The sequence below is a fragment of the Ktedonobacter sp. SOSP1-52 genome (assembly GCF_016587395.1).
The window spans coordinates 1526296-1550499 of the sequence record NZ_BNJH01000001.1 but is presented as its reverse complement, the minus strand read 5'-3'; the positions used below and the strand labels follow the sequence as shown (position 1 = coordinate 1550499).

The window sequence follows — 24204 nt, the reverse complement described above, 5'->3', positions numbered from 1 at the left end:
TTGACACAATTATCATTTATCTGTTATATGATACATGACTCAAGTGTCATGTTTATAGTAATGTATCTTTTTCTCTGGCTGACGTCAAGTGTATTGAGGCGTATCCCACAAAGAGTGTGGGGGAGATCAAAGAGGAGGAACCAGGCGACATGGGCAAATTATTTTTAAAAAGAGCATCATACCTGGGCAGACGCAGATGGTATGCCGCTCTGGGGCTGGCGACCATGCTTCTATTGATTTTGTCCGCGTGCGGCGGTAGTAGCGCGGCGGCAGGTGATAGCAGCAACGTTCCCGGAGTGACGAACGACACGATTACGATTGGCGGAGTACTCGACACCACGGGCGCTATTAAGGTCATCTGTCAACCTATTTTGCAGGGCGACCAGCTCTATTTCGACAAGATCAATAAGGCTGGCGGCATCAATGGGCGCAAGATCAAGTTCGTGCAGGTCAGCGATAACGGCGACACGACAAAAACACGTGACGCGGTACGCCAACTAGTTGAGCAGGACAATGTCTTTGGCATCTTCCAGGTCTGCGGCTCGGGTGCCGCCAATGTCGCCTCGGCCTATCTTGGCCCCAAGGGCATTCCCATGGTGGACCCGGTTGGCGGTGGCTCCAAGTTTATCGATGCTCAGGGCAAGACGCTGCCCTGGATGTGGATGACACAGCCCAACTACGGCGACGAGGGCCATGTCCTGGGCTACTACCTCACCAAGACGCTCAAGGCCCAGAAGGTGGCCCTGCTCTATGAAGATGATGTACTGGGTCTGCAACAGAAGACAACCCTGGGCGAATCCTTGCAGAAGTATGGTGGGCAGCTCGTGGCCTCCACCGGCTACAAGGCGACCGACACAGACTTCTCAGCGGCGATCCAGACCCTAAAGTCCGCCAACCCTGATATCATCGTACTGAACGGCCTGCCGGGACCTACCGCCAAGTTTGTTGCCGCCGCCGCGCAACAGGGCTACCGTCCCTCCCTGGGCTATCTCGCCAACTATCCCATGGCCGATAACTCCTGGGCGAAGGTGCTGGGCAAGGCGGGTGAAGGCATCTACGTCAGCGGCTATACCAGCACAAACACCCCGATTGGGCAGGAATACTTGCAGGCCACCAGCGGGGATAGTGTCTTCAGCGCCTACAAGTTCTATGGCTACATCAACGCCAAGATCTTTGTCGACGCGCTACAAAAGGCTGGCAAAGACCTGACCCGTGATAGCCTGCGCAAGGCACTTGATAGCCAGTTCAGCGGCTATGACACCGGCTTTGGTCCCTCGCTGACCTGGAGCGCCGATCACCACAGCGGCGTCAGTGACTTTATGTTCTTGCAGATCAAGAATGGCCAGCTCGCGCCCGTCAGCGACTTCATCAAGGCCTCCTCGGTCTGGCCCTGATCGCTCATACAACCATCGTCTGACGGTCCTGGATTAAGGGAGGGTATGAGTTGCGGATGTACATCCGCAACTCATACCCTCCCTTTTTGTCTGCCGTAGGATTTTGTTTAGTTGTTCAGGGTGGCAATGGCATAGCCAGGAGAGCCAACTGATACACCCCAGTCCAGGCCAGTAACAGTTCTAGAGATATCGCGAGCGCAGTCTGGCACGTTCAAAGCGAGGTCAGGGAGAGTTATCCATTCAAGGATTCGATGGATCGAGCTACCATCGCCATACTGGCATTCGCCAAACGCTTGATAATACAGGTGCGCTCGCGCCGGGACGGGTGCGCTAACAAAGATGTGCGAGCCAGAGAGCCGTAAGAATAACCTCCGCTCAGCAGGTAGCTGCGGGCTGACGTTAAGCGCCAGGGTGGGAGTGTGATGGATAAAGGCATCGTTTGTGCTTACGATATCCCCACTTCTACTGGCTAACGATGCGCTCGCCTGGAGCGTTACAGCGCCGCTCGCGGTCATGGGCAGAAAATAATGGGTCGTCACAGTCTGATGAGGCTGAACCGTGACCTCACCAAAGGCACCACAGCCATGAGTAACGCCATTTTGTTCATGGGGAAGCTGAAAGTGTGGCTCGCCACCACCTTTTATAGAAAGTTTTAGAGCTGCCTTACAGAACAATGTGGAGTTGATGTCACCCATGAGTGTGACAAGTTGGGAGTTCTCATTAGTGAGGGACACATCGGCAGGTAGTAATTCACTTAAGAAGATCGATTCATTAGGAACATGTAAAGCTAGCTCGACCCCATTTGACCTGATGCTCGCGACGCGCTCCTGCGCGGGTGAGGCCACCACAACCGTGGCGGATGTGGCAAAGATGCTTAATAGAACAAGCCAGAAGAGGATCTTTTTCGGCAAATAGAATTTCCCAATGTGCATATGAGTTCCTTCTCTTCTCTATACGCTTCAGAATATGCTTCAGAAATTACGCCTGGCGGCCAGCATAGAATACTCAAGGCATGTATAAAGCTTTTGATAATGTATAAGATTATACGTCATATGTCAGTGCAAAATGCACAAAGTTGGCTCAAACGCGGAGAAAGAGTGTACGATGCTTCCACCTGATGCATATTGGACGCCGAGGATAGGCTTCTTGATTGACATACATTGCTATAATTTAAATACCTGGATGGGGTTATTACCATTCTCACCCCCGCTATAGCCGCTATACACTTCTACATTATTGCCCGCTAGCTTAGCGCCACGAAAGGAACTTATATTTTATGGAATTTTCCGATGCCGTACGCAAACGCCGCATGGTACGCCACTTTACCTCTGAGCCAGTCGCGCCCGAAACTGTTGAGCGCCTGCTGGCCCTGGCTCAACGTGCTCCCAGCGCGGGCTTTACTCAGGGGCAGTCCTTTATCGTCGTGACGCGCGAGGAGATGAAGAATGCCATCGCCGAGTTGTGCGACGAGCAGGAATATGTCTCCTCTGGCTTCCATTCTTTTATTTCCGAGGCACCTGTGCTGGTCATTCCTTGCACAAGCGAGGCGGCCTATCATAGTCGTTACCAGGAGAGCGACAAGGTCGACGAGGATGGCGCGGAGATCGCCTGGCCCGTCCCCTACTGGCACATGGATATTGGCTGCTCGGTCATGCTACTGCTGCTAGCAGTTGTTGATGAGGGGCTGGCAGCGGCCTTCGCGGGCGTGCCCGCGCATAACTTCGCGCGCTTCCGCGAGTTACTGGGTATTCCGTCTGAGGTCACTCCTGTTGGTGTAATTCCCGTTGGGCACCCGGCACAGGACCGCCTCTCGCCCTCGCTCAAACGCGGTCGCAAGGCGACTACGGACTTCATTCATCACGAGGGTTGGTAAAATTAGATAGAAGATGGTGGGCAGATGTCCATCCGCCATCTTCTATCTAGAATTAAAAAGCCCGGGAAATATGGATATTGTGCTAGCCACAGCAAAGCAAAATACAGTATTATAGATAAAAAGCTGTGCTTTTAAAGGGATGCGTCGGGCATATCATTCAGATAAGCAAGCAGTAGCTAAGGCTTTTGAACGGGTTACTACTGCTCCAGGCCTATCGACAAAGGCGCAGTATAGCATCACTCAAGCCGATGGAACCACGCGCTGGCTAGAAGAAACCTACGTCAACAGGCTCAATGTACCTGACCTGGCAGCCATTGTCGCGACATTGCGCGACATTACTGAGCAGAAACAGGCTGAGCGAGAGCGAGAAACCAGGCTACAAGAAAGGGAGGATGTGCTAGCACAAAATGCAGCAGATACAGACAGAAGAAGCACGCCTGCAGGAGTGCAGTCACCTCGTGCTTATTATTGCGGCTCGCCTCCTGCACCATGACATCGTTCACCTCTGCAATCTTTGCTGCCAACTCATCAGAGATCATGCGCTCCACAGTGCCCTCCGGCAAAGGTAGCTGCTGCTCCAGTGGTACTCTCGGAACTCTTTGGTATTCTCAAACTTATAGGCATAGGCGATGCCACGGTAGAGTGTCTGCGAGCGCTCGATGACGGTGCGTAGTGTGCGGGAACTCCAGTCTGATTTGCCATTGGGGCTTGGGATCTTGTTGTCTACGAGGTACTTGGTGATAGCGAGGATACCATGCCGAGCTGCACGCATCTCAAGGATCTTGCGCACGATCTTTGCTTCTGGCTCATAAATAACAAGCTTGTTCTTCTTCGTTGATTACCAAGAGCATCCCCTCGGGCGTCAGCAATCCGATGTGGGCATGTAAGCCATCGAGCATCTCACTGAAGAGGTGCTCGCCTGGGGGAACCATCTCCTGGCGCCGGGCTGGCTCTCTCGTCTCGTGAAACTGCAACATGAGCCACCCAACGGTTGGAGAGAGCTGCACGTGCAGCCAGGTCTGGGTCATGGGAGACCAATACTCCACTTCGGTCGGCTCCTGGGTTTGCCTGGTCTTGAGCACTGTCTGATAGAGTGAGGGGCTCACGAGTTGTGGTGCACCGCGCCAGAAGGGGGTCCCCAGGAATGCCTCTCGCGATGCGCCTAGCATGGTCTGCGCGCTCGCATTGGCATACACAATCGTTGCTGCGTCATCGACGACGACAAACAAGGCACCAGGAAGCCTCTCAAGCAGGCTGAGGAGCGTCTCACGCGATGTGAGCGTGCTATACTCGTTGCTTTGTGGATTGAACATGCTGTCTGTCTCCCTTTCACGTACCCCATCCCTGGTGACAACGATGTTTTCCCGCTCTGAATCTCAAGACAGAGCATGCAATGGAGAGGCTCTCTGCAAGGAACACGCTAGCTGGCTCATACACAGGTTTGGTGAATGCTGAGTTTATGATGGCAGAAGTGTTCCATTCCTTGAGCACAAACGCCAGAGTATTTACAAGGGTATTGAAGAGGTTTCACCAAACCTGTGTCTGAGCCAAGATATGGTTCCATTGAATGAAGCAGTTCATTGAGTTCTACTTTTTGGCCTGAATGAGTGCCCAACCTGTACTTTGTTTGATCCAGCGTGCAATGGTTTGCGCGCGCTTCTTGGCAATGATCTGGTGTGGTGGAAAAGAGACGATCTCTCCTTTCACGCGCGCCGCCCAAATCGCGCCACATTCTGGACCCAGGTGTTTCCAACGTAGGCATACGCAACGCCAATATTAAAGGGTTTCTTCTAGTTGGCACGCACAATCTCCCATTGAGCAGCAGATCAGCATCGTTGCATCTCTGTTTTGAACAGCCATGGATACAACAAGCTTCTTGACGACCGAAACAGCGTATCAATGGATGGCTCTGAAAGGTCTTGTAATCGTTGATTCATGGGAATCTCCTGATAGTTGTTGCCATTGCATTTTTTCTCCAACGGTTTATTCAAGGTCAGGGAGGAGATCTTCCAGATCTGCTCCTGGTGAGTGTTCGTATCATCTCGGGTGTATGTAGTTGTGTTTTATGTATAGTTGCCAGATATATGCTTGCTCAGAGGTTTCCTTTGTCTCTTCTCGTGTGTACAGAAGGTTTACTAGAAATCTCCCCTAATTTGTCTCTTCTCGTGTGTACAGAAGGTTTACTAGTGCAAGTTCCAGAGACCTGTAGTGCAATAGAGCCAGCGTTCCGGTGTTCAACGAAGATGAGGGACACTCTCTCTTACTAGGTCTCCTGAGATTGCACTAGCCAGAGGCTCTGCCAGCTAGCCGAGGAGACCGTAACGTTACCCGGTCTCCTCGCAAGGAGGTGATGTGTGCTTAGATACTAGGGTTGGCCGGTGACCACATAGAAGCGGAACTGCGTATGCATGCGCTCCCATTCTGCGAGCATAGCTGGCAGTGTCTCCTCGACGATGTCGTTGCTGATGCCTAGCTGCTTCTGGTAGCGAGGGCGTAAACTCTCATAGATGGCCTGGAAATCACGTTGCAGAAGCAGGCCAATGCGCCCGCCCCAGTTGCCAACGGGCAAATCAAAAGGGGTCGTCTGGCAATTGCGCATGCCTGCTTCCTGAGCATACTGTCCGAGAAACGAGATTTTTGAGGGGTCAAGGCCGTGTGGCTTGCTCAGTTGCATGGCCCAGTCAAACCACCGTTGGGTATATGGCCCGGCTGGATAGAGGGTATTGCTCCCCTCGACCAGTTCGATCCAGCCCCCGGGGCGGTGACACGCAACAATTCTCGAATCACGGTCGTCCATTGTGCGAGCGGAATGCCCATGACGAGCAGGCGCTGATGGACAAAGTCGAACATTCCATTGGGGAAAGGCAATCCCTGCAAGATATTGCCACGAGTAAAGTGATAGTTGGGCATTTTCTCTGCGCCTTGCTGCTGGAACTGCTCCAAGTCTAACCCCATAACCTGCGCATGAGGGAAAAGCTGGGCCATCTCGATGGGCCAGCGGCCAGTGCCGCATCCAACATCCAGGATACTACTTATTTTCTCTGGCTCCAGAGGGGCAAGGTAGTAGCCATGCATGGCCTGGCGAAAGAGATAATGCTGAAAATCGAGTCGATTTCCATCTTCGAGATCCTTGGGCAGGACATAGGGGATGTCGCTGTAATAGCGTCGCGTCCCAACGGTTGTGGTGTGAGGACCATCCGGCGTTTGACCTCTACCCTTCCAGCCAGGAGGGGTCGTTGTGGAGGCGAGTTCTTTCCGTTTAAAAAGCCATGGCATTATTCTTTTTTCGTTTCCTCTTCTCATTCTCTATAAGCGCATCCTCTGCTGATCATAGAGGGGGCATGAGGTATCGCTTTCTGTCACTATAGCGATGATGGTGTCTGCATGTAAAGCCTCAAGAAGCCGAATAACGGGTCATCCAGCAATTTTAATATTTTTTTAATAGGTAGTGCACATGTGTTTCTGTGTGAGGAGAGAGGCCTGAGCCTCGCATTTGATAGGCAACAGCGAGACCAGATATTCCAGTATTTTGCTTCTCCCCATATGGATACATGGGGCACAAGCCTAACGCATAGATCCTCACTGAGGCTCTCGGAACTTGTTGGGCACGGAATGTGCAAATGAATCAGTTTATCATAGACTGGACATTGCATCCCCTCTTTCTCCTTGCACAAACGGTCCATTGAACCTACACTATATAGAAAGTTTCAGCGATGAAACGCAATACACACGATCTTCTGAGCACCCCCTGGACTCCTTTTGTCTGGTGCGAGAAGGACCCGCGAGATCCCGAAAGCGAGATCTATCGTAATAGCCGATATCAAGTCCACCTCAGGCGCCTCAAGGCCAGTGACGGCGGCCCAGACCTGATCTACCTCTCGTATCGGGACAAAATGCGCATAAAGAATGAACTCATCGGGCCGGAATGCGAAGGCGTTGAACTGCTTCCTGCTCGTTCGCGGGAAGTTGACACTTCAAATCACTTTCACGCGTGGATTATTGATGATTCCACGTTCCGCTTCCCCTTTGGCTTCACACAGCGCCTGGTCACCGAAGCAGCCCTTTATGGCGCACGGCAGGAACCATGACCTGATAATGAGCTTCCAGGGGATTGCCTTTCCGAAAAGGAAATGAGAGCCCTTCTCCAGGAAGAGAAACGCAAGCGTTCCTAAAACAATGAAAGACGCCTTCAGGTAATGCATGTGAAAGGATGCATTACCTGAAGGCGTCTATAAAGGGTCTGTCAAACGTTCTTTTTTGCACGGTATTTCTACAAATAGTCACATTACCAAAGTTTGGTAATCTTGGGGTTCAGAAGAGCGGAGAGCGTCTTTTCTTCGTTTTTAAACGCGCGTACCGATTCTCAGCCACTTAATTTCCTCTCTCTTCAATCATTGGGACATCTGACCTTGGCTCGCTTCCTAGAGAGTGCAAATCAGAAAGGCCCCTGACAAAGTGGTTGACACATTCATAGCCTATCGGGAGAATATGCTTTCCACTTTGATCATTCCACAGAAGTGGGCCAGGGTCAAAATCGATTCCCGATAAATCAGCGCCCCAGGTTAGCATTGGACGCTTCTCGAAGAGGGCCAGGCTCTTGAGGCAGAATTGGCGCATCCAATCAGGCTCGCCCTTCATTTCGGAAATTTGCTCAACGACCTTCTTACTCAGTCCTCGCTCAGATTTGAAGACGTACTTTTCTGCCATATGGAATCCAGCAGTATACTCCTGTTGTTCTGTACCGTATACCTGAGTACCCATCATACTTTATTCCTTCTCACATTGCTCTTCGTACAGGAAACTTGATGTTCCTATATATAAGCTCTGACTTGTCTACTCTCAACTCATGTATTCGTATGTGTTACCCATCAGCGTAATCGGGGAGGATAATCAGTCAAATCTCTTATGGGAGGACCTCATCTTTTAGCGATTGCCTCTCCAACTGATATTGAACGGTCATATACCCAAAGGACCCCAAAAAGATGACAAGGATGAGTATCAGAGGGATGAGGAGTTGCATGTTGGGCTCCTTCTCTAGCGTGCTTCTCTACAAAGGGTGTATGAAAGAAAGATCGCCAAGATATGAATGAAGAAGGCGAGAGTGAATGTGAAGAGGTACCTTATACGCGGGACATATCTCATACAAAGAGCTATGAGGTATCCATATTATATACTATTTTTTAAATTATTGCAATTAAAACTTGGGAAGCTAAAGTGAATTATTTAACAAAATGCTTGCTCAGCAATTTATATAAAAATTGCATTTTAATTAAATTCCATGTATGTTGATAATAGAATGCGGACACTCTATCCATTCCTCCCTTCTGCTATGGCTTCTGTTTTACCATCTACACTGGGTCTTCAAGAGGCATTAGAAGGAGTGCGCTAAGAGGTTCTTAGCGCACCTCTTCACACTCCAGCTTTTAAACATGTAGAGGGATACAACTCAGATATCCTCCTTTTTTGTATAAAATGCACATTTTATCTGGAATATGTTGGGATTGCTCTCCATTTACCGATCGATGTTGAGAGGCTCTAAGAGGATGCCTCTCCTGCATGCGCTACAATTAATTCATTTTGATTTATAAAAAATATCATGTTTTTGAAATTCTGTATACTATTATTAACCTGATGCGGATTTTTGTGGCTGAAAAGAGTAATATTGCTTCGGTTTGTGCTTCAGTAATAATGTTTTTGCTATCATGCCTGATAGCTCTTATGGCAGATCATACTTTACGCATGCTTGCCTCTTTACGTTTGCTATCTGCTCTACCTGGTCAAAGGTAGAAGCAACTGCCAGGATACAACCAGGAGGAAATTATCCTACGGATGAAGTGTGAGTAGTTTCTCTGGCTGAAAAATCCGAAGACAACGTTGTTTCTTACGTTTCTGATCTCCAACCCGAAGAAACCTGGCTACATCGCTCGTTTCCCCTAGGAGATTTCTTGCTAATTGAATCTTTTCATAAAAAGCAATGAAATCAAAAATAGCATAGATTTGACATATATTGTATTTTCCTCAAAAATAGTGTATACTGAAAGTAAGCCCATAGATCTTTTCATGAGTCAAGCCTCTACACCATGTCTCTCGTAACTGCTAACGCTCTGAGCGTTCCTCTCTCCATTCAGCAAACATGATTGCCACAATGGTCGCGTTCGCGCTCTCGCGTTTGTGCCTCCTCTCTTCCTTCAGGCATATGCATCTGGAGGCGAACAATACAGGATCGGCGCCAACGAGTCCACCGAGGAAAAGCGACACAATCTATTCGATGACACTGTTTCAAGAGTCCGCTCCAGGTTGACACGCCTTCAGCAGAAGAAGCGCTCCTCTTGTTTCTCGCAAGAAAGGCGACTCCTATGAGGATCAATCAAGAAACACAGCAGCCAGTCAAGGCGATGAGAAACTCACAACCAGATGAGCATACAGAAACAGTCGTGATCGTTCAAGATGTCTCTCCATCTGTGCAAGGCTCTTCTGCGAGAGGAGATATTGCAAGCCAGGGCAACCTCGCAGAGACGATCATGCCGGATAGGCATACTCAAACTCAGTGGGCCTACCCGGCATGGCCGACATCTAGGCCCGGCCCGCGGGTCACGCATCTTCCTCCAGGGCAGAAACCGCACCCAAAGCGCACTGATCAGATGGTCTATGACTGCTATGACCAGGAGCGAGGAAGACCATGCGTTTCTTCTGCAACCCAGGTTGTGCGGGAAACGAGAGCCAGAACGTACCTTCCTGATGACAACTTCTTAGAGGTGATTTCTGAGGCTGAGGTAGAGGACACGTATGATGAAGGGAGAAAATGATGATAATGACCATCCCATTTTCTGAACAACAGAGTGAACACTGGCTCCTTGAGAGGACATATCACGCACAATTGCGCGATGGTCGCGAGCTTTCTGTTCCCGACTTCACACGGGCCATGAAGCAGCTCACTGATGTCGACGCTCCTCTTTCGTCGCAGTCCTGGAAATCAAAGCCACCGGAGTGGTTGCCTGCAAAGAAGAGCACCAACGTTTCCATCCCAATCTCCACCTGGATGGAAATCTCACCGGAAGAAGCATGTACCAACTACCAGGAAGGAAGCCCTATTCTCCTCTATGGCGAGCATCGGTGGGAGCATTTGAAAGAAGCCTCTGAGACATGGAGGCCAAATAGAAACGTGTGCACCATCATTTATGGAAACGCCAAAGAAGTGCCGGAGGTCGTCTCTGGGGTTGAATATGCTGTCTGCTATCTCGACCCCAAACGAGGCCATGCTGCCAATGCTTCCTGGAGAGCCTGGTTCTCTTCGGACGTTGCCACGCTTCTCAATGGCAGCACGCACCGTAATATTCTCTTCCTTAGCCCTTGTATGCAGTTTCCCTCTACGACCCATTACACCGTGATTGCTGCTGATGGGCAAGTCCATGAGTATTCAGACAGGGCCAAGGCAATACAGGGGTATGCTCTCCTGGCATCACAGGAGGCGCATGACCAGAGCCATCTCCACAGCATCTTCCCCCAGTTCTGCTACTATCATGAGATCATATGTCCAGATGGTGTCTACCGCATCGAATTTTTTGGACCCCGAATGAATGAGCAGGGATACAAAGTCCATAAGGGATGAGCTTCAGCGGAATGAACAGTTCTTCCCAAAGAGCATGACGTGTGTAACTAGCCCACAAAACCGGGTCAATAACAAGATAAGGTACCGAGCGATATGAGAGTAGGATAGAGAGATAGTAAAGACCAACTCCGCCAGTATCTACATAATGCCCCTGGATATTCAGTTCTGTTTCGTGGTAGAGCAGTCCATCAATCAGATGTGGTGCTTCGTGTGTGGTTCCGGTAATCACTTTGGTATGGTACGGGTCCATTTGATCAAAAATATGGGTATAAAAGACCAGGCCAGGTTCTGGGCCATATTTGCCATTAATCTGGGCTGTGTGGCTGCGTGGACCACCAAACGGAAACCGCTGCCCATCGGAAGAGGACGTGGTGCCGTCGCCCCAGTGCGCGGAGAACGGATGCCGGAACGCAAGCCATTGCGGAGTTCGGCCAGCGCACAGAACTCATAATTGTTCTCCCTCACGCGCCAGCCGGTGGAGGTGGTTCGCGTGAATTTGGCGGGATAACATGGGATCTAACCCTAACGCTCGGATAACAGGTGGAACGGCGTTCCTCCAGGTTGCGCTGTGAGCCAGGTCACATAGTCACGCATCGTGGACAGATAGGTTGCGATCGTTTTGGGGTCACGCGTCCCCAGTGCCTCCCGGAACTCCTGGAAGATCACGGGATCATTGCTCGCCATCAGCCATCTCTTTTCCCAAAACTTTCTCTCAAAAAGATTCTCCGACAAGATTTGGGGGCCAACTTTGCCCTTTCCCTTGCTGTATACAACGAACCTGAGCGTAGGGATGGGAGGAACATGACCGAGAATGGGTATTCTCCGTCGAGTATTCTCCGACAAATTACGGACACGCCTGGCCTCTCCTTTTGCGCGTATCTCGGTTGCGTTGCGTCAGTTGCTCAACCAAGATAAGGCTCAAGGTAGCGCTGCAACATGGTTTTCAGCTCACTCACCAGTAATCTCTGCTCAGTCTCCTCTCCCTGGAGAACCAGCCGAGGGACCGATCGGAAGAGTTGGACACTCATCGTGGCGCTCAGCCTGCGCTGTGTCGGAGAGAGGTGTGGGGCGCGGACCTGAAAGCCCAGCTCAAAGCGGGTTTGCAGTTCTTGCGGCAATTGATGCGTCAGCCCTGCTACCTCCAAGGAGGGAGGGGCATCGAACAGGGTATGGAAGGCGGGATGAGCCAGGTGAAACACGATCAGTACGTCAACGATCTGATCCAGCCATTGGGAGAAGGGAAGCGTTGCGGCCTCGACCGAAAAAATCGTGCTATATACATGCCGGAGTTCCTCAACATACCGGGTCGCCAGGGCCTGGGCAATCTCTTCTTTATTGGCGAAGAATTGATACAATGAGCCGGGTGAAATCTCGGCCTGGGCAGCAATCTGATGGGTGGTAGCCTCGTCGTAACCTCCTTTTGCAAAAACAGTTTCCGCCGCATCAAGAATAGAAGCCATGCGCCGTAATCCTCGCGCTCGTCGTCGAATCGGTTTTGTCTCTTTCTGCTGATCCATAGAGTCCTCCAAATGCGTCCTTCCCTTCCAGCCAGCCTGGGCAAGCTCTGCCTTCAGGATGCGCTTGACAAAGCGACTTTTTCGTCGTATAATCCCTACATAAGCGACTTTTTCGTCGCTTATGTAGTATAGCGCAGCAGGACAACTTTGTCCACTAGAAGGAAAGGAAATTTCTCATGGGCATGGGAAATGTTCGGTACACCGTCAAAGCAGAACACGTGGCAGAGAACAAAGCGAATATCAGCCGGGTGATGGCTGAGTTGCGAAGCTTAGGCCGGACTGATATCAAGTACAGCGTTTTTGTCGAGGACGATGGAAAAACCTTCAACCACTGGGCGCTCTTTGCCAGTGAGGAAGCGCAAAAGGTTTTTGTGAATCTGGAGTCATTCAAAGCATTTCAACAAGCATCGCGTCAAGAAGGGTTTCGCGAAACGCCACCTATTGCTACCGATCTCACGCTGGTTGCTTCTTCATACAACCTGTTTTCCTGACAACATGTTGCCAGATCCACACTTGAGAGGAGATTTCTGATGATTCTTGTGACAGGAGCAACTGGATTGAGTGGCTCTGCTGTAATCCGCGAGTTCGCCCGACAACAAACCCCCGTGCGCACACTGGTCAGAAGCAGTGCGAAGGCACATGACTTGGAGTTGTTGCCCACCGTGGAGGTTGTGGAGGGCGACATGCTGCGCCCTCGGACGCTCGCAGACGCGCTCTCTGGAGTGGAGCGTGTTTTGCTGATCTCTTCCGCCGACCAGCAGATGCTGGAGACGCAATGTGCGTTCATCGATGCTGCCAGAAAAGCAGGTGTCCGCCACATCGTCAAGTTCTCCGGCTTAAACTCGGCACTGGATTCGCCCTTTCTCTTTACGCGGATGCATGCCGAAATCGAGCGCTATCTGGAACGCTCCGGGCTTGCGTGGACACATTTGCGTCCCAGCCAATTCATGCAGGTGTATCTGCGGGAAGTGCCCACCATCGTCGCTGAAAGCGCACTCTTCCTCCCTATGGAAGACGCAAAGCTTGCCCCTGTGGATGTCGAGGACATCGCGAAAGCCGCCTTTGCGCTGCTGCACACGCCAGGGCATGAGGGCAAAAGCTACGAGATGACGGGACCCGAAGCACTGAGCATGACAGAGATTGCCGAACAGATCTCCCTTGCCATCGGCAAGACCGTGCGGTATGTCAACATCTCTCAGGTGGAAAGAAAGCGGGCACTGCTCGCAGCAGGAGTTCCCCCCTATTTCGCTGATGCGCTCGATGCGCAGGGAAGTGAGCGTCGGAAGGGGGCCGAAGCAGTCGTGCATCCCGAAACGCACGCCACTCTTCAGATTCGTCCCACCACATTCGCCGAGTTTGCGCTTCGCCATACAGCCGCTTTTCGTGGGGAGTCGGGCCACTTTGGCGTCGCGTGGGGCATGGCTCAAAAATAGCTACATGTTGGTTTTTCCCAAAAGGAGATGTTATGATGCCTGAATCAGGTCAAGTCCCTCGCAGTGGACTCTCACCGGAACGCTTGCGCAGACTTCACAGAGCCTTGCAGGGCTATGTCCAGCGCGGCGAGATCGTGGGGATCGTCGCGCTCATTCACCACCACGGAGAAGAAGCGCACGTCGAGACGCTTGGCTGGCAGGACAAAGAGGCCCAGATCCCTATCCAGCGCAATACCCTTTTTCGGATCATGTCCATGACTAAACCGATCATCGCCGTCGCCACCTTACTGTTAGTCGAAGAAGGCAAGCTTCGCCTCTACGATCCGGTGGATGCCTGGCTTCCAGAATTGGCAAGCAGGATGGTGCTCCGCGACCCGAATGGCTCGCCTGACGAGGTGTATCCGGCTTCCCGCTCGATTACGTTGCATGACCTGCTGACGTATCGTTTCGGTATCGGCTGGACACGATCCGCGGTAACGCCCAGCATCTTTGCCTTGCTTCCTGCCCAGATTGCGGACGCGATGCAGGTTTGGGACGCGAAGATCCTTTCTCCCGATGCCTGGATGGCCCGTCTAGGCGAAATTCCGTTGGTGTATGAGCCAGGGGAGCGCTGGCTCTACCATACGGCGGTTGATGTGCTGGGAGTACTCATCACCCGCGTCGCAGAGCAGCCGTTGGAAACGTTTTTGCAAGAGCGCATCTTCGCTCCCTTGGGAATGGTGGATACCAGTTTCGTGGTTCCACCGAAAAAACGCAGCAGGCTTGCCGTTGCCTATGCCAAGGCTGCGACCAGGGAACTCACTGTGTGGGATCACCCACAAAACACGCGTTGGGCCGATCCACAAGAGCATCTGATGGCAACTCTCCTGATTCAGGTTGTGGGCGCAAATCCGTTCTCACACAAGTCGGCGAAGATTTTTTGACGCTGACCTATCAGGCGATCACGGATTGAAGAGCGCCGTAGATCTGGCTGGCATCAGTGTGCGTGGCCTGCATTCCCGGCATTGAGAGAACAGAGATCATGACCTGCCCGGCTCTCATTTTCCCCGGCTTCACGAAGCACGAGGTGCGTGTGAAGCCGGGGAAAATGAGAGCATGCCAAACATGTGCTTCTCTTAGCGTACAGTTTTCAGGTTTGGATACGCTGACCCCAATGAGGACAGCGAAGCGTTTCCCCTGCATAGTGCTGATTTCATCGACAATGACAGGAGCAACGTAATGGAGAAACCTGCAATCGTCATGGCAAGAGAGGATAGGGGCGCCATGAGGGTTGGGTTGAATTTCTTTGGAGAAGGCAAGCAATTAGAAAAGATCACTTGCCTTCGCTTTGTTTATCACCTTGTTCTCTGATCGAAGGAGTTGGTGTCTGGGGTGGGTACTGGAGCATTGGCGATTGTCTGGCCTTGAAGCTCCGCAATCATTGGATCGATGAGCGTTCTCGTCATGGGGAGAACGATAGGTTGCCTGTAGGTCTTCGCCCGTTGGATACCTTGCACCTGGTATTTGACAGCCTCTTCCACACGGTGTGCCTCTCTCTCTGCGAGCGATGCTCGCTGGAAACGCACGAGCAAGGTATTCAGCGCGCTCGCAATCTGCCAGAGCACTTTCCCCTGCGAGAATGGGACTCGTGCGCTGAGATCTCCATTTGCGACCGCAACATGGACATCCAGAAGTTGCTGCATACCTTCTTCAAGTTCTTGCTTCTGGTCCGCCAGTTCGTGTTCCAATTTCGCGATCATCTCCGCTTTATCAGCACGTTTAGCTGCTTGATTGGTCCCTAGTACCCACAAAAAGGAGACTCCTGCAACCATCAATTGAACACCCACGGGTCGAATCAGCATGGGGATGAACTGAGATGCTAGGTCATGCGTAAGAACCAGGTCATGCGGCTGCCAAAGCAAACTTACAACGATCACGGCTATGTTATAGAACATGACAATAAAGACGGTACCTGGAGCGAGAAGCGAAACACAGAGTAGCTCACCAAAGACAAATAATTCGTATTGTTGGATGCTCGGTTCGTCGAGGGGCCACGTCGTAAAAATGACCATGGTCAAAGCCGCCTCGAATGCGAATGTGAGCAGAATGCCTGCGGTCTGCGGTTTTTTAGCCCGATTAAAAATGAGGGCGGGAATGCAGAGGGCAAGCATGCCCAGGTCCGCATAAAGGACATAGGGATTGGGGAGCGCCAAACAGCCTGGAATAAATAAAATAAAGGTCACAAGAAGCCAGAAGACAATTGTGGAGAGCAAATGTGATTTTCTGGCGGCTTCTCGTTGCGCGAAGGAAGCATTTGCGGGAGGGTCTGGAATGGAGGTCGTGTTGTACCACCATTGTACCAACCCATGTTGCTCGCTTTTCTGTTCCACTAATTCATTGGGAGACCATCCTTGATTGGGTATACCCTTATTCATTGTGCCTATCCTTCCTTGATAAAGCTTAGGTTGTAGTGATGACATTGAGGGCTAAAAGTACACGAAGCGCTTCCTCCGTGACCTCTGGTCGCAGTGGCATCTCTCTCTTTATCTCCTCAATGCTTCGTTGCCCATCGATTGCTCTATACACTGTCCTTAACATCAGCTTGTGCTGATCTGTCCAGCCATGTAATGTTGTCACATCGAGCGGCGCAACGATTCTGGGGACAGGAGTGCTATGCCCGAGACGAGGAGAAGAGTCTAATCGTGATGTTGGTGGTGTTGGTGAAGGTGGTGCTGGAAGAGGTATCAGCTTCCACTCAAATGGCCCCTTCTCAGTATCGACTGTGATTAGGGTATTGAGTTCCATCGGTTGGCGTTCCCCGCTCCTCACCTCAACGTAACAAGAGGTGACCTTCCCTTCAACGAGCTGTATATATCCCATACAGCGACCACGAATGCCAGGTATATGATAAATCTCGGCCTGCAACAGGCCATTTTTCCGGTATCGCTCAAATACTTTGAGACTAAAGGCCAAGCCAAGGCTCGCATCGAAATGATCTTTACTCATGCCGCGCCTCTTACCCATTGCTGAAAATACTGACATTCCCTTCTCTCCACGATCTTTCATAGAGCGCGTATGGCGCGTTTGGTCTCCGTTTCACGGAGACCATCACTCTTCACAGCGAGTGAAGACGACAAGGGCCTGCCAGAGCCGAGAGAAGCTCTATCCCATACGACTCAGGTTAAATGTAACACATTCAAACGTAGAAATCTATTAAATTGAAGATGGATGCTCTGTCGCCGTCTCATCACTAGACTTCATTTGTTTCGGAAGACGCAAAAATGATTCCAGCTTGTTTGGCTCCATAAGCCACTTTAGCCGGATTTGCTCTTGATATAATTTGTAACTTTACGCAGTATTGAACGCTAATCAAGATAATGCTGACTGTTTGGAGTCATAGCAAAATACTCTCATATAAATGGTTGAGTTTTTAGTATTACTGATGCATAATTGCACCCGCTTTATAGCATTTTTGCGCTATCATGGGAAGGTAACTAGACAATATATAAATTAAGTGATATATACAAATAAGGTGTGAACACTTCCACTTTTATGGAGAAAGGAACATTTTTTCTAGATATGGTCTCTTCTCCAGGCAGAAAGGCATGGATTGCCGTGTTCTTCCCTGTGCATTGCAACAACATCCCAGGCCTTTGGCTGAGATTCGCTGAGAGATCTTCTCCTCGTGCCCCACTGCTTTTAGACATAGCATGTGAAAGGAGTATTTTTAATAATGCATGAGATACAGGAAATGCAGGAAGCATCTACCGTGACAGAGCCACTAACCACACCTGCCATGCTGGAATCCTCTGCCATCCACGTCTTGCTACAGGCGTTAGAGGAAATCGGCGTTACCCATATCTTTGGGGTTCCAGGTGGCCCCCTCGTGCCTCTCTTTGAGGCCCTGGCCCAACGGCAGCGTATCCAACCCATTTTAGCCAAACATGAGGAAGGGGCTGCATTTATGGCCGAGGGATATGCACGTGTGCGCCGTGGATTGGGTGTCTGTTGCGGAACCAGTGGTCCTGGTGCGACGAATTTGCTGACGGGCATCACCAGCGCAACGAGTGATTCTATTCCCGTGTTGGCGCTCACCGGTCAGGTCGCGACAAGCGCCTTTGGCAAAGGCGGGCTGCAAGACAGTAGCAGCGGGAACCGGACCATCGATATCGTTGATGCCTATCGCACAGCTAGCAAATTATCGCTCATGCTCCAGAATAGCCAACAGATGCAGCATATGATCCGCCGCATGGTTCGTGCTGCTTTGACCGGGCGGCCTGGCGCGGTGCATCTCAATCTTCCTGCCGATGTGGTCAAGCAATCCGCCCCCGATGATGGGCTCCCTGTAACAAAATTTTTCTCTCATACACTTCCCTCAGGCGATCCAGCGGCGATCCAAGATGTAGCCGCTACCTTGTATGCGGCCAAAAGGCCTGCCTTGTTCGTTGGGCATGGCATTAATCTTTCAGGCGCATGGTCTCCTCTCCAACTCGTGGCAGAAATGCTACAGATTCCTGTCGCCACGACCTTGAAAGGGAAAAGTGCCTTCCCGGAGCGGCATGCGCTCTCGCTCGGAGTTTTTGGTTTCGGCGGTCATCCCCTGGCGGAAGCATATTTGTGCTCTGAAGAGGTCGACGTTCTGGTGATCATTGGCACGAGCCTGGGGGAATTTCAAACCAACGGGTGGGATAAAAGGTTAGCGCCCCCTCACCGTACCATTATCCAGATTGACCTTGACCCATTGACGATCGGCAATATTTATCCTGTTGATCAGAGCGTGATTGGTGATGCGAAGGCAATCCTCAAAGCGCTTGCGAAGGCACTTGGTGTACTGGCTCTGCTCCCCCAGGAAAGACCGCATCCGACAGAGAACATATTGGAACACATGCGGACAGAGACCCCTCGTTACTACAATGCCGAAATGCTCCAGAAAGGGGCTCCCATTCTCAAGCCTCAAGCGGTAGTCTCGAAAATGAATGAGGTTCTGCCCGACGAGACGTTGCTTTTTGTTGACAATGGCAACTGCCTCTCGTGGGCGGGTCAATTTTATGAAGCACGCCAACCTGGAACGGTGTTTTTCGCGACCAATACGGCATCGATGGGCTACTCTGTAGCCGCAGCCATTGGTGGCAAGGTCGCGGCTCCCAGGCGCCCGGTTGTTGCCCTGCTTGGTGATGGGGCCTTTGGCATGCACGGTATGGAGATCCATACGGCTGCGGAATATCAATTGCCAATCATCTGGGTGATACTCAACAATGGGGGGCATGGGATGGTGTATAACGGCGAGAAATTGCTCAATGGGCAATCGTATCTGACGACGTTTGGCAACCCATTGGATGTGAGTGCCATAGCCTGGGGTTTAGGTATAGATGCTTTCAAAGCTATGAATCTCGCCGAGTTTGAAGGTGCCCTGCGCCACGCGCTTGAGGCACAGGTGCCTTGTGTCATTGAAGCCATGGTTGATCTTGAAGAAGTCCCGCGTTCGTTGCAACAACGTGCGGATACACTGACCGCCTTCTTTGGAAAACAAGCGTAGGCACAGCAGAGTGACAACTCCCTTCTCAGATAGAAGGTACCTGTAGCCGCGAACCCGATTAATCGGGTTCGCGGTCCGTGTAGTAAATAAGGTGAAATCTGCGCGATTTTTGGTGTTTGCATCAATGGCATCCAATATTTAGAAGAGCAAATTAAGAGAATGAAGAACAAGCATGCAGCAGCTACTGAAACATATGGTTAGTCAGCCAAAGAAAAACTTGAATCGTATAGGAATCAAAGGGTGTGGCTTTAGCGTTCCGCCGAATGTTCGCGGCAATGACGATCCTATTTTTCATCAGGTTATCACAGTTGCAAACGCCCAGGGGATCGCTGAAAAGGACCTCTTTACTGGCATGAAAGAAAGGCGATACCTAGCTCAAGGTGAGCGGATTGAACCACTGATGGTCGAAGCGTCTCAGTTAGCGCTCCAGCGAGCGCAAGTGATTCCAGAAGAGATTGATCGGCTCTATGGATATGCGTCCGTACCAGAGTTTTATACGCCCAATAGCCTCTATCTAGTGCATAAAGGTGTCCAACTTCCCGAGCACACTCTAGTTGTACCAATGAATAACGAATTTAGCACCTTTTTGCTTGGCGTGCTTGAAGCATGCACTGCCATCACAGCAGGACGGAGCAAGTACGCATTGATCGCCTGCGGAACCAACTGGACACACTATATGGATTATACGCAAGGGCACGCGCTCAGTATTGGCGATGGTGCGGGTGCTGCAGTTGTTGGGCCAGAGGCAGATTTTGAGCTGATCGACTACGCAACGCAAACGTTGAGTGTTCAATATGGTGCGATGACGATGCAATCGCGTGATACCCAACGTGCGACGTACAAGATCACGGAGGATACAGGGATTTACTCCTTCCAGGTATCTGCAATGGAAGGGATACCCACGATGGTTCAGAGCTTACTCAACAAACATGGGTTGACGGGGGCGAACATCGCCCTCATTACCCATCAAGCATCGCGAGTTTTGATGGATCACTGGGCAGAGCGTCTTCAGCCCAAACAATATCTGGACACCCTGGCACCGTTTGGGAACCTGACGTTGGCCTCCTATCCTGTCACCCTTGCCTACCATTATTTGAATATCGCGACCGACTACCTGGTGTTCGCGGCGGTAGGTGTGGGCTATCATCAAACGGCACTGCTTTTAAAGCGACACAACCGCTAAACATGTGACATATCCAGGCTGAAGAGACGAAGTAAGAAGAAGGGGGGCGATCTCTCCTCTCTCACGCACGTATCTACGCTTTGTGGAGTTTTGCCACCTTTGTAGGAGTATCTCTATGTACTGGGACATTGATCCGTATAATACGCTCGTTGAATTTTCCGTGAAACACCTGATGATTAATGTCGTCAAAGGACGCTTTAACGAGGTACAAGGAAGTATTTATCTGGATACCCAACAACCGGAAAATTCTTGGGTCAAGGCATCGGTCAACACGGCCAGTCTCTCAACGGGTATTGAGCAGAGAGATTTACACCTGCGCTCGGCTGATTTCTTTGATGTGGAACGATATCCTACTATTACCTTTGAGAGTACGCGTGTCAGGCGTATTGCCTCCAAAAGCTGTGTTATCACTGGGAACCTGACTATGTGTGGCATTACGCATACTGTTAGTTTTCAAACAGATTTCAATGGCTACGCACGCGATCCCTTTAGCGATGGTTGGCGACTTGGCCTCCTTTCAATTGGTACCATCGACCGGCGCATGTTTGGTATGCACTTCAACCAGGTCTTGGATATGGGCATCTCCCTTGTTGGCTACGACACGCGCATTGAGCTCTGCATAGAAGCTGTCAAGAAGCCATAATCGAGAACTTCCCCTCTGTCTTTTTTACAGAGAGCGAGCTAGTGATCAATCCAGATCGAAATTGATGGCATGAAGGCAATGATCTCGCGAGAGCGAGAGGGAGCAGATCAACTGGGAAGCGAATTCTTAGAGGGATTTCCATTTCTCTGTACTTGAGAGAGAATAGGGTGAAAACGCTATCTCATTGTACAAGGAGCATACGGTGACCGCCGCAAAAGAAGTCATGAATTTGATTGATCTCGTAGGCAATGCTCACAAAGAGCCAGGTCGCAGCGAAGTGCTGCGCATCATCCCTCAACTCCCCTCTGAAGAGGGCACGCAAATTCTTCAAGAACTCCTCCGAAGAGGAGACCAAGATCCGCAACGATGCGCCCCATTGCATTTGCTCGCCTGTGCTTGCCTCCAGTTTGTTTCTCTCCCCTCAACCGCTTTGCAAACCGCTTGTGCCGAGCGCCTTCAGAGGCTAATCCCTCCACATTCAATCAAGGAGGCAAGGGACCTGGCTCAAGCAGGAAGCCTCGCTATTCAGCCTCTGATGGACTTCCTCCTCGACGATTCTCGTCCTCCCTTTTCGCCGACTGAGATCCCCAGTTGGCAGAGTGAGATCCTCTGTCTGCGAACACTGATTCTCATTGGGGGAGAAGAGGCTCTCGATGCACTTGCTGACGTTGTCCGTCACGGCGTTCATGCAAGTTCCTTTCTTGAACTTCAAGATGGTTGGCGATATTTCGACCAGGAAGCGTATGCTCGTCGGGTGATCCTTCCTCTCCAGCAGCAATCCAGCATGGCTTTGTATAAGAAGCCGATGGCTTTCTTCAAAACACTGACAGGCTTTGAGCACTTCACCCATCTCAAGGAACTCCGCCTGTATGATTGTTTCAAGCTGAAAGATATTACCGCCTTAGCTCAATGCGCAGCTTGAGTGTACGAAGTGCGGGAAACATCTCAGAGATCTTGTCTATCCCCTTACTGAGTTCTACTCTCATACGTAAAACAGAACAGCCTGGGATGGACGGCAGCGATTCTGGTGTCGTCTGGACGATGACAGTCGAAAGCGTCATACTGAAAAGGTGCCTCCTTGTGAGAAAAAATTTGAGCTTTCTTCTCTTTCAGGAGACACCTTTTTCATGGCTCCGCCAGTCTCTCTGGATCAGCTATGCAAACTCGTTGCGCCTCTCGTGGGTGTACCGCTCCCCAAAGGATGGCTCGACCTGGATTGTTCACTCAACTCACATGGAAGACTGCTTTTCCCTGGATCTGTCGATCTTGTAGATCTGTTAGTGTAGGGATGAGTTCGTGCCAACTGGTTTCTAATCCAATTGGTGCCGTCAGTTTCCCTGCTGCGACAAGGGTCACCAGAGAGGTGAGATCGGCACTCAGGGTGGTGGTCGTGCCTGGATTGTATGAGAAGAACGTTTGCAGGCGCATGCCTTCGTGCCCAAACAGATGATAGAGATTGAAAGGCGTGTCTTCCCCTGAAGAGTTGCCGAAAACGACAATCGTCCCGTGAGGAGCTACCAGATGAAGCGCTTTGGTTAACGAAGCTCATCCTGCTGATTCTAAGATCACGTCAAAGAGACCCTGTGCCTGTTCAATCTGTGTGATCACCTCACTTGCTCCAAGCTCACGCAGCCCCTCTGCCCGCTTGGGACGACCAACCACACCTGTGACTTCTGCCCCCTCTCTGGCCACCAGTTGAACAGCAAAACGACCAACGCCACCTGCGGCCCCTGTAATCAAGATGCGCTTGCCCAGCAGCACATCGCCGAAACGCAGGATGCGCAGAGCTGTATGACCGACCATAAAGAAGCAAGCATCGCCAATGATCTCTTTTTCAACCTGTACCACGCGAGCAGTCCTCAAACTGATCGGCGATCAGTGGACAGCGTTAGTCATCTATGCCTTGGAGAGTGGCACCAAGCGCTTTAGCCAGTTGTGCTCTCAGATTGATGGCGTCTCAAAAAAAATGTTGACGCAAACGCTGCGTGATCTGGAGTACCATGGGCTGGTCCAGCGCGTTGTCTATCCAGTGGTTCCGCCTCATGTAGAATATTCCCTTACCCCACTAGGCAGGACATTGATCGAACCGATTGGAGCTTTACGTCAGTGGGCAGAAGAGCATTTGAATGAAATGGAGCAGGCTCGCACTGAGCATAATCAGACACAGCATATTTCTGTTCAGGAGCAGGTCGCCTCAATCGTGCAACAGAGATAGAAAGGGCTACGCTTCTTGCTCTCTTCCTCATCAAGGCCCCATTTTAGGTCATCGGTGATAGAATCATGTTCTCTCCATCAGAGAGTCTACAGTCTCTTTTTCTCTTCTGTGAAAATATTCCTCTTGCTTTTGTGAGCTTCTGCGCATCTCGTTGCGCATCCCGTGGGTCGATCTGGTTCAAATGAAAGATGTGGGCAAAGCGAGGTCTTGCTCTATCTCTGACCCAAGGGTCAAGCCTGTTTCATATACTGGAAAGGGTCTGCATTCTGGTATAGTATGTCTTTGCGTCGGCACTGCGAGGGGGGAAGGCGTTTGGGGCCTAGAAGACCTAAGACCTTCCAGACCCAAATACTTCTTCCGCGTGCGGGTCAGCAGGCACAAAGAAGTAATGAATCCGTAGAAGCAACCTGGGAGACTTTTTCCTTGACTGGTAATGCGGCTTCAATCAATCCCTCTTCGTCAAAGTAGCTGATAGCATCTCCAAGATTGATCAGTTCTAGATAGGAAATAATTGTTTGTAATTGTTCTATAGTCATGATCTTCTCCCTCGCTGTCACTTAAAATTCCTCTCCATCAAGGAGACTTTTCCTTGGCAATACAGACAATATGTACCGGCATGAGATGCGGAATGGACATAAACAAATTATCATCGCTCAGGCACATCCTCTACCTTGCCAGCCAATATGAGCATATATCGATATTTTGCCGGGGGCATGGGTCAATCTACCCATTTTCTCCAGGTTGGGTGAGAATCTGCCCTTCCTCTTACTTTACATCCAACCACTTTACTAACTCATAAACGAACTATTTGTTTTCATATTA

The 24204-nt window shown here is 50.8% G+C and carries 27 protein-coding genes and 1 pseudogene; 14 read left to right on the top strand and 14 right to left on the bottom strand.

The window, feature by feature from the left end; all coding sequences use genetic code 11:
- The first annotated feature begins 149 nt into the window (after nt 1–149).
- Nucleotides 150–1394 carry an ABC transporter substrate-binding protein gene (locus JMJ16_RS07120; RefSeq protein WP_201379670.1) on the top strand — a complete coding sequence of 415 codons (1245 nt, stop codon included), beginning with the start codon at nt 150–152 and terminating at the stop codon, nt 1392–1394.
- 107 nt (nt 1395–1501) lie between these two features.
- On the opposite strand, the gene JMJ16_RS07115 is transcribed toward JMJ16_RS07120, so the two are convergent.
- Nucleotides 1502–2326: a hypothetical protein gene (locus tag JMJ16_RS07115; protein WP_201379668.1), complete on the bottom strand. Its 825-nt coding sequence runs from the start codon at nt 2324–2326 to the stop codon at nt 1502–1504.
- A 344-nt stretch (nt 2327–2670) separates the two neighbouring features.
- Between JMJ16_RS07115 and JMJ16_RS07110 the strand changes: the two genes are divergently transcribed.
- Together JMJ16_RS07110 and JMJ16_RS07105 are read left to right on the top strand one after the other, a co-directional pair.
- Nucleotides 2671–3267 carry a nitroreductase family protein gene (locus tag JMJ16_RS07110; protein ID WP_201379666.1) on the top strand — a complete coding sequence of 199 codons (597 nt, stop codon included), beginning with the start codon at nt 2671–2673 and terminating at the stop codon, nt 3265–3267.
- A gap of 139 nt (nt 3268–3406) precedes the next feature.
- The gene (locus tag JMJ16_RS07105) at nt 3407–3760 is read left to right on the top strand and encodes a PAS domain S-box protein (protein ID WP_201379664.1); all 354 of its coding nucleotides are present in this window, start codon (nt 3407–3409) and stop codon (nt 3758–3760) included.
- 42 nt (nt 3761–3802) lie between these two features.
- Here the strand turns inward: JMJ16_RS07105 and JMJ16_RS07100 are convergent, their stop codons facing one another.
- From JMJ16_RS07100 to JMJ16_RS07085, 4 genes and pseudogenes are all read right to left on the bottom strand, one after another.
- Complete coding sequence (locus tag JMJ16_RS07100; RefSeq protein WP_201379662.1) at nt 3803–4057, bottom strand: recombinase family protein; 255 nt, start codon at nt 4055–4057, stop codon at nt 3803–3805.
- Between the two features lie 40 nt (nt 4058–4097).
- A pseudogene (locus JMJ16_RS07095) lies at nt 4098–4580 on the bottom strand (PAS domain-containing protein); the annotation flags it as partial.
- Between the two features lie 1052 nt (nt 4581–5632).
- Nucleotides 5633–5941, bottom strand: a complete 309-nt coding sequence (locus tag JMJ16_RS07090) for a hypothetical protein (protein WP_201379658.1) — start codon at nt 5939–5941, stop codon at nt 5633–5635.
- A complete protein-coding gene (locus JMJ16_RS07085) occupies nt 5932–6543 on the bottom strand; it encodes a class I SAM-dependent methyltransferase (protein WP_201379656.1) in 612 nt (203 codons plus the stop codon). Before JMJ16_RS07085 ends, JMJ16_RS07090 begins: the two co-directional genes overlap by 10 nt.
- Before the next feature lie 437 nt (nt 6544–6980).
- Between JMJ16_RS07085 and JMJ16_RS07080 the strand changes: the two genes are divergently transcribed.
- Nucleotides 6981–7355 (top strand): hypothetical protein, encoded by a 375-nt coding sequence (locus tag JMJ16_RS07080; RefSeq protein ID WP_201379654.1) that lies wholly within the window; start codon nt 6981–6983, stop codon nt 7353–7355.
- Between the two features lie 283 nt (nt 7356–7638).
- Here the strand turns inward: JMJ16_RS07080 and JMJ16_RS56405 are convergent, their stop codons facing one another.
- Nucleotides 7639–8031 (bottom strand): hypothetical protein, encoded by a 393-nt coding sequence (locus JMJ16_RS56405; protein WP_201379652.1) that lies wholly within the window; start codon nt 8029–8031, stop codon nt 7639–7641.
- A gap of 1592 nt (nt 8032–9623) precedes the next feature.
- Here JMJ16_RS56405 and JMJ16_RS07070 point away from each other — a divergent pair.
- Nucleotides 9624–10073 carry a hypothetical protein gene (locus JMJ16_RS07070; RefSeq protein WP_236601249.1) on the top strand — a complete coding sequence of 150 codons (450 nt, stop codon included), beginning with the start codon at nt 9624–9626 and terminating at the stop codon, nt 10071–10073.
- A 5-nt stretch (nt 10074–10078) separates the two neighbouring features.
- Nucleotides 10079–10876: a hypothetical protein gene (locus tag JMJ16_RS07065; protein ID WP_201379650.1), complete on the top strand. Its 798-nt coding sequence runs from the start codon at nt 10079–10081 to the stop codon at nt 10874–10876.
- Here JMJ16_RS07065 and JMJ16_RS56760 read toward each other — a convergent pair.
- From JMJ16_RS56760 to JMJ16_RS07050, 3 genes are all read right to left on the bottom strand, one after another.
- Nucleotides 10794–11318 (bottom strand): Tn3 family transposase, encoded by a 525-nt coding sequence (locus tag JMJ16_RS56760; RefSeq protein WP_201382770.1) that lies wholly within the window; start codon nt 11316–11318, stop codon nt 10794–10796. The genes JMJ16_RS07065 and JMJ16_RS56760 overlap by 83 nt on opposite strands.
- An 80-nt stretch (nt 11319–11398) precedes the next feature.
- Complete coding sequence (locus JMJ16_RS07055; protein WP_201379648.1) at nt 11399–11560, bottom strand: hypothetical protein; 162 nt, start codon at nt 11558–11560, stop codon at nt 11399–11401.
- A gap of 218 nt (nt 11561–11778) precedes the next feature.
- Complete coding sequence (locus JMJ16_RS07050; protein WP_201379646.1) at nt 11779–12393, bottom strand: TetR/AcrR family transcriptional regulator; 615 nt, start codon at nt 12391–12393, stop codon at nt 11779–11781.
- 176 nt (nt 12394–12569) lie between these two features.
- Between JMJ16_RS07050 and JMJ16_RS07045 the strand changes: the two genes are divergently transcribed.
- From JMJ16_RS07045 to JMJ16_RS07035, 3 genes are read left to right on the top strand one after another with little or no spacing between them, the layout of a single operon-like run.
- Entirely contained in the window at nt 12570–12884 is a 315-nt protein-coding gene (locus JMJ16_RS07045; protein WP_201379644.1) for a hypothetical protein, read from the top strand.
- A gap of 39 nt (nt 12885–12923) precedes the next feature.
- The gene (locus tag JMJ16_RS07040; protein WP_201379642.1) at nt 12924–13826 is read left to right on the top strand and encodes an SDR family oxidoreductase; all 903 of its coding nucleotides are present in this window, start codon (nt 12924–12926) and stop codon (nt 13824–13826) included.
- A 32-nt stretch (nt 13827–13858) separates the two neighbouring features.
- Nucleotides 13859–14749 (top strand): serine hydrolase, encoded by an 891-nt coding sequence (locus JMJ16_RS07035; protein WP_201379640.1) that lies wholly within the window; start codon nt 13859–13861, stop codon nt 14747–14749.
- Between the two features lie 411 nt (nt 14750–15160).
- Here the strand turns inward: JMJ16_RS07035 and JMJ16_RS07030 are convergent, their stop codons facing one another.
- Nucleotides 15161–16240: a hypothetical protein gene (locus JMJ16_RS07030; RefSeq protein WP_201379638.1), complete on the bottom strand. Its 1080-nt coding sequence runs from the start codon at nt 16238–16240 to the stop codon at nt 15161–15163.
- 25 nt (nt 16241–16265) lie between these two features.
- Complete coding sequence (locus JMJ16_RS07025; protein ID WP_236601247.1) at nt 16266–16811, bottom strand: hypothetical protein; 546 nt, start codon at nt 16809–16811, stop codon at nt 16266–16268.
- Between the two features lie 727 nt (nt 16812–17538).
- Between JMJ16_RS07025 and JMJ16_RS07020 the strand changes: the two genes are divergently transcribed.
- The 4 genes from JMJ16_RS07020 to JMJ16_RS07005 all read left to right on the top strand — a co-directional run bounded on the left by JMJ16_RS07020 (nt 17539) and on the right by JMJ16_RS07005 (nt 22089).
- On the top strand, nt 17539–19341 hold the full coding sequence (locus tag JMJ16_RS07020; RefSeq protein WP_236601246.1) for a thiamine pyrophosphate-binding protein: 1803 nt from the start codon (nt 17539–17541) through the stop codon (nt 19339–19341).
- A gap of 217 nt (nt 19342–19558) precedes the next feature.
- Nucleotides 19559–20524, top strand: coding sequence for a 3-oxoacyl-ACP synthase III family protein (locus tag JMJ16_RS07015; RefSeq protein ID WP_236601245.1), 966 nt, complete (start codon nt 19559–19561; stop codon nt 20522–20524).
- A gap of 115 nt (nt 20525–20639) precedes the next feature.
- Nucleotides 20640–21167: a YceI family protein gene (locus JMJ16_RS07010; RefSeq protein ID WP_201379626.1), complete on the top strand. Its 528-nt coding sequence runs from the start codon at nt 20640–20642 to the stop codon at nt 21165–21167.
- Between the two features lie 202 nt (nt 21168–21369).
- Entirely contained in the window at nt 21370–22089 is a 720-nt protein-coding gene (locus JMJ16_RS07005; protein ID WP_201379624.1) for a hypothetical protein, read from the top strand.
- A gap of 302 nt (nt 22090–22391) precedes the next feature.
- On the opposite strand, the gene JMJ16_RS07000 is transcribed toward JMJ16_RS07005, so the two are convergent.
- Nucleotides 22392–22595, bottom strand: coding sequence for a hypothetical protein (locus JMJ16_RS07000; RefSeq protein ID WP_201379622.1), 204 nt, complete (start codon nt 22593–22595; stop codon nt 22392–22394).
- A gap of 117 nt (nt 22596–22712) precedes the next feature.
- Nucleotides 22713–23015, bottom strand: a complete 303-nt coding sequence (locus tag JMJ16_RS06995; RefSeq protein ID WP_201379620.1) for a hypothetical protein — start codon at nt 23013–23015, stop codon at nt 22713–22715.
- On the opposite strand from JMJ16_RS06995, the gene JMJ16_RS06990 reads away from it, so the two are divergent.
- A complete protein-coding gene (locus JMJ16_RS06990) occupies nt 22990–23382 on the top strand; it encodes a helix-turn-helix domain-containing protein (protein WP_201379618.1) in 393 nt (130 codons plus the stop codon). The genes JMJ16_RS06995 and JMJ16_RS06990 overlap by 26 nt on opposite strands.
- A gap of 368 nt (nt 23383–23750) precedes the next feature.
- Here JMJ16_RS06990 and JMJ16_RS06985 read toward each other — a convergent pair whose 3' ends face one another.
- The gene (locus tag JMJ16_RS06985) at nt 23751–23918 is read right to left on the bottom strand and encodes a hypothetical protein (protein ID WP_201377924.1); all 168 of its coding nucleotides are present in this window, start codon (nt 23916–23918) and stop codon (nt 23751–23753) included.
- Nucleotides 23919–24204: the final 286 nt, after the last annotated feature.

What these genes read in the sequence shown, in the direction of transcription:
- JMJ16_RS07120 (WP_201379670.1), top strand. Translation starts at nt 150, where the DNA reads ATGGGCAAATTATTTTTAAAAAGAGCATCATACCTGGGCAGACGCAGA.
- JMJ16_RS07115 (WP_201379668.1), bottom strand. Translation starts at nt 2,326, where the DNA reads ATGCACATTGGGAAATTCTATTTGCCGAAAAAGATCCTCTTCTGGCTT.
- JMJ16_RS07110 (WP_201379666.1), top strand. Translation starts at nt 2,671, where the DNA reads ATGGAATTTTCCGATGCCGTACGCAAACGCCGCATGGTACGCCACTTT.
- JMJ16_RS07105 (WP_201379664.1), top strand. Translation starts at nt 3,407, where the DNA reads ATGCGTCGGGCATATCATTCAGATAAGCAAGCAGTAGCTAAGGCTTTT.
- JMJ16_RS07090 (WP_201379658.1), bottom strand. Translation starts at nt 5,941, where the DNA reads ATGCAACTGAGCAAGCCACACGGCCTTGACCCCTCAAAAATCTCGTTT.
- JMJ16_RS07085 (WP_201379656.1), bottom strand. Translation starts at nt 6,543, where the DNA reads ATGCCATGGCTTTTTAAACGGAAAGAACTCGCCTCCACAACGACCCCT.
- JMJ16_RS07080 (WP_201379654.1), top strand. Translation starts at nt 6,981, where the DNA reads ATGAAACGCAATACACACGATCTTCTGAGCACCCCCTGGACTCCTTTT.
- JMJ16_RS56405 (WP_201379652.1), bottom strand. Translation starts at nt 8,031, where the DNA reads ATGATGGGTACTCAGGTATACGGTACAGAACAACAGGAGTATACTGCT.
- JMJ16_RS07070 (WP_236601249.1), top strand. Translation starts at nt 9,624, where the DNA reads ATGAGGATCAATCAAGAAACACAGCAGCCAGTCAAGGCGATGAGAAAC.
- JMJ16_RS07065 (WP_201379650.1), top strand. Translation starts at nt 10,079, where the DNA reads ATGACCATCCCATTTTCTGAACAACAGAGTGAACACTGGCTCCTTGAG.
- JMJ16_RS07055 (WP_201379648.1), bottom strand. Translation starts at nt 11,560, where the DNA reads ATGGCGAGCAATGATCCCGTGATCTTCCAGGAGTTCCGGGAGGCACTG.
- JMJ16_RS07050 (WP_201379646.1), bottom strand. Translation starts at nt 12,393, where the DNA reads ATGGATCAGCAGAAAGAGACAAAACCGATTCGACGACGAGCGCGAGGA.
- JMJ16_RS07045 (WP_201379644.1), top strand. Translation starts at nt 12,570, where the DNA reads ATGGGCATGGGAAATGTTCGGTACACCGTCAAAGCAGAACACGTGGCA.
- JMJ16_RS07040 (WP_201379642.1), top strand. Translation starts at nt 12,924, where the DNA reads ATGATTCTTGTGACAGGAGCAACTGGATTGAGTGGCTCTGCTGTAATC.
- JMJ16_RS07035 (WP_201379640.1), top strand. Translation starts at nt 13,859, where the DNA reads ATGATGCCTGAATCAGGTCAAGTCCCTCGCAGTGGACTCTCACCGGAA.
- JMJ16_RS07030 (WP_201379638.1), bottom strand. Translation starts at nt 16,240, where the DNA reads ATGAATAAGGGTATACCCAATCAAGGATGGTCTCCCAATGAATTAGTG.
- JMJ16_RS07025 (WP_236601247.1), bottom strand. Translation starts at nt 16,811, where the DNA reads ATGAGTAAAGATCATTTCGATGCGAGCCTTGGCTTGGCCTTTAGTCTC.
- JMJ16_RS07020 (WP_236601246.1), top strand. Translation starts at nt 17,539, where the DNA reads ATGCATGAGATACAGGAAATGCAGGAAGCATCTACCGTGACAGAGCCA.
- JMJ16_RS07010 (WP_201379626.1), top strand. Translation starts at nt 20,640, where the DNA reads ATGTACTGGGACATTGATCCGTATAATACGCTCGTTGAATTTTCCGTG.
- JMJ16_RS07000 (WP_201379622.1), bottom strand. Translation starts at nt 22,595, where the DNA reads ATGCGCCTGCAAACGTTCTTCTCATACAATCCAGGCACGACCACCACC.
- JMJ16_RS06990 (WP_201379618.1), top strand. Translation starts at nt 22,990, where the DNA reads ATGATCTCTTTTTCAACCTGTACCACGCGAGCAGTCCTCAAACTGATC.
- JMJ16_RS06985 (WP_201377924.1), bottom strand. Translation starts at nt 23,918, where the DNA reads ATGACTATAGAACAATTACAAACAATTATTTCCTATCTAGAACTGATC.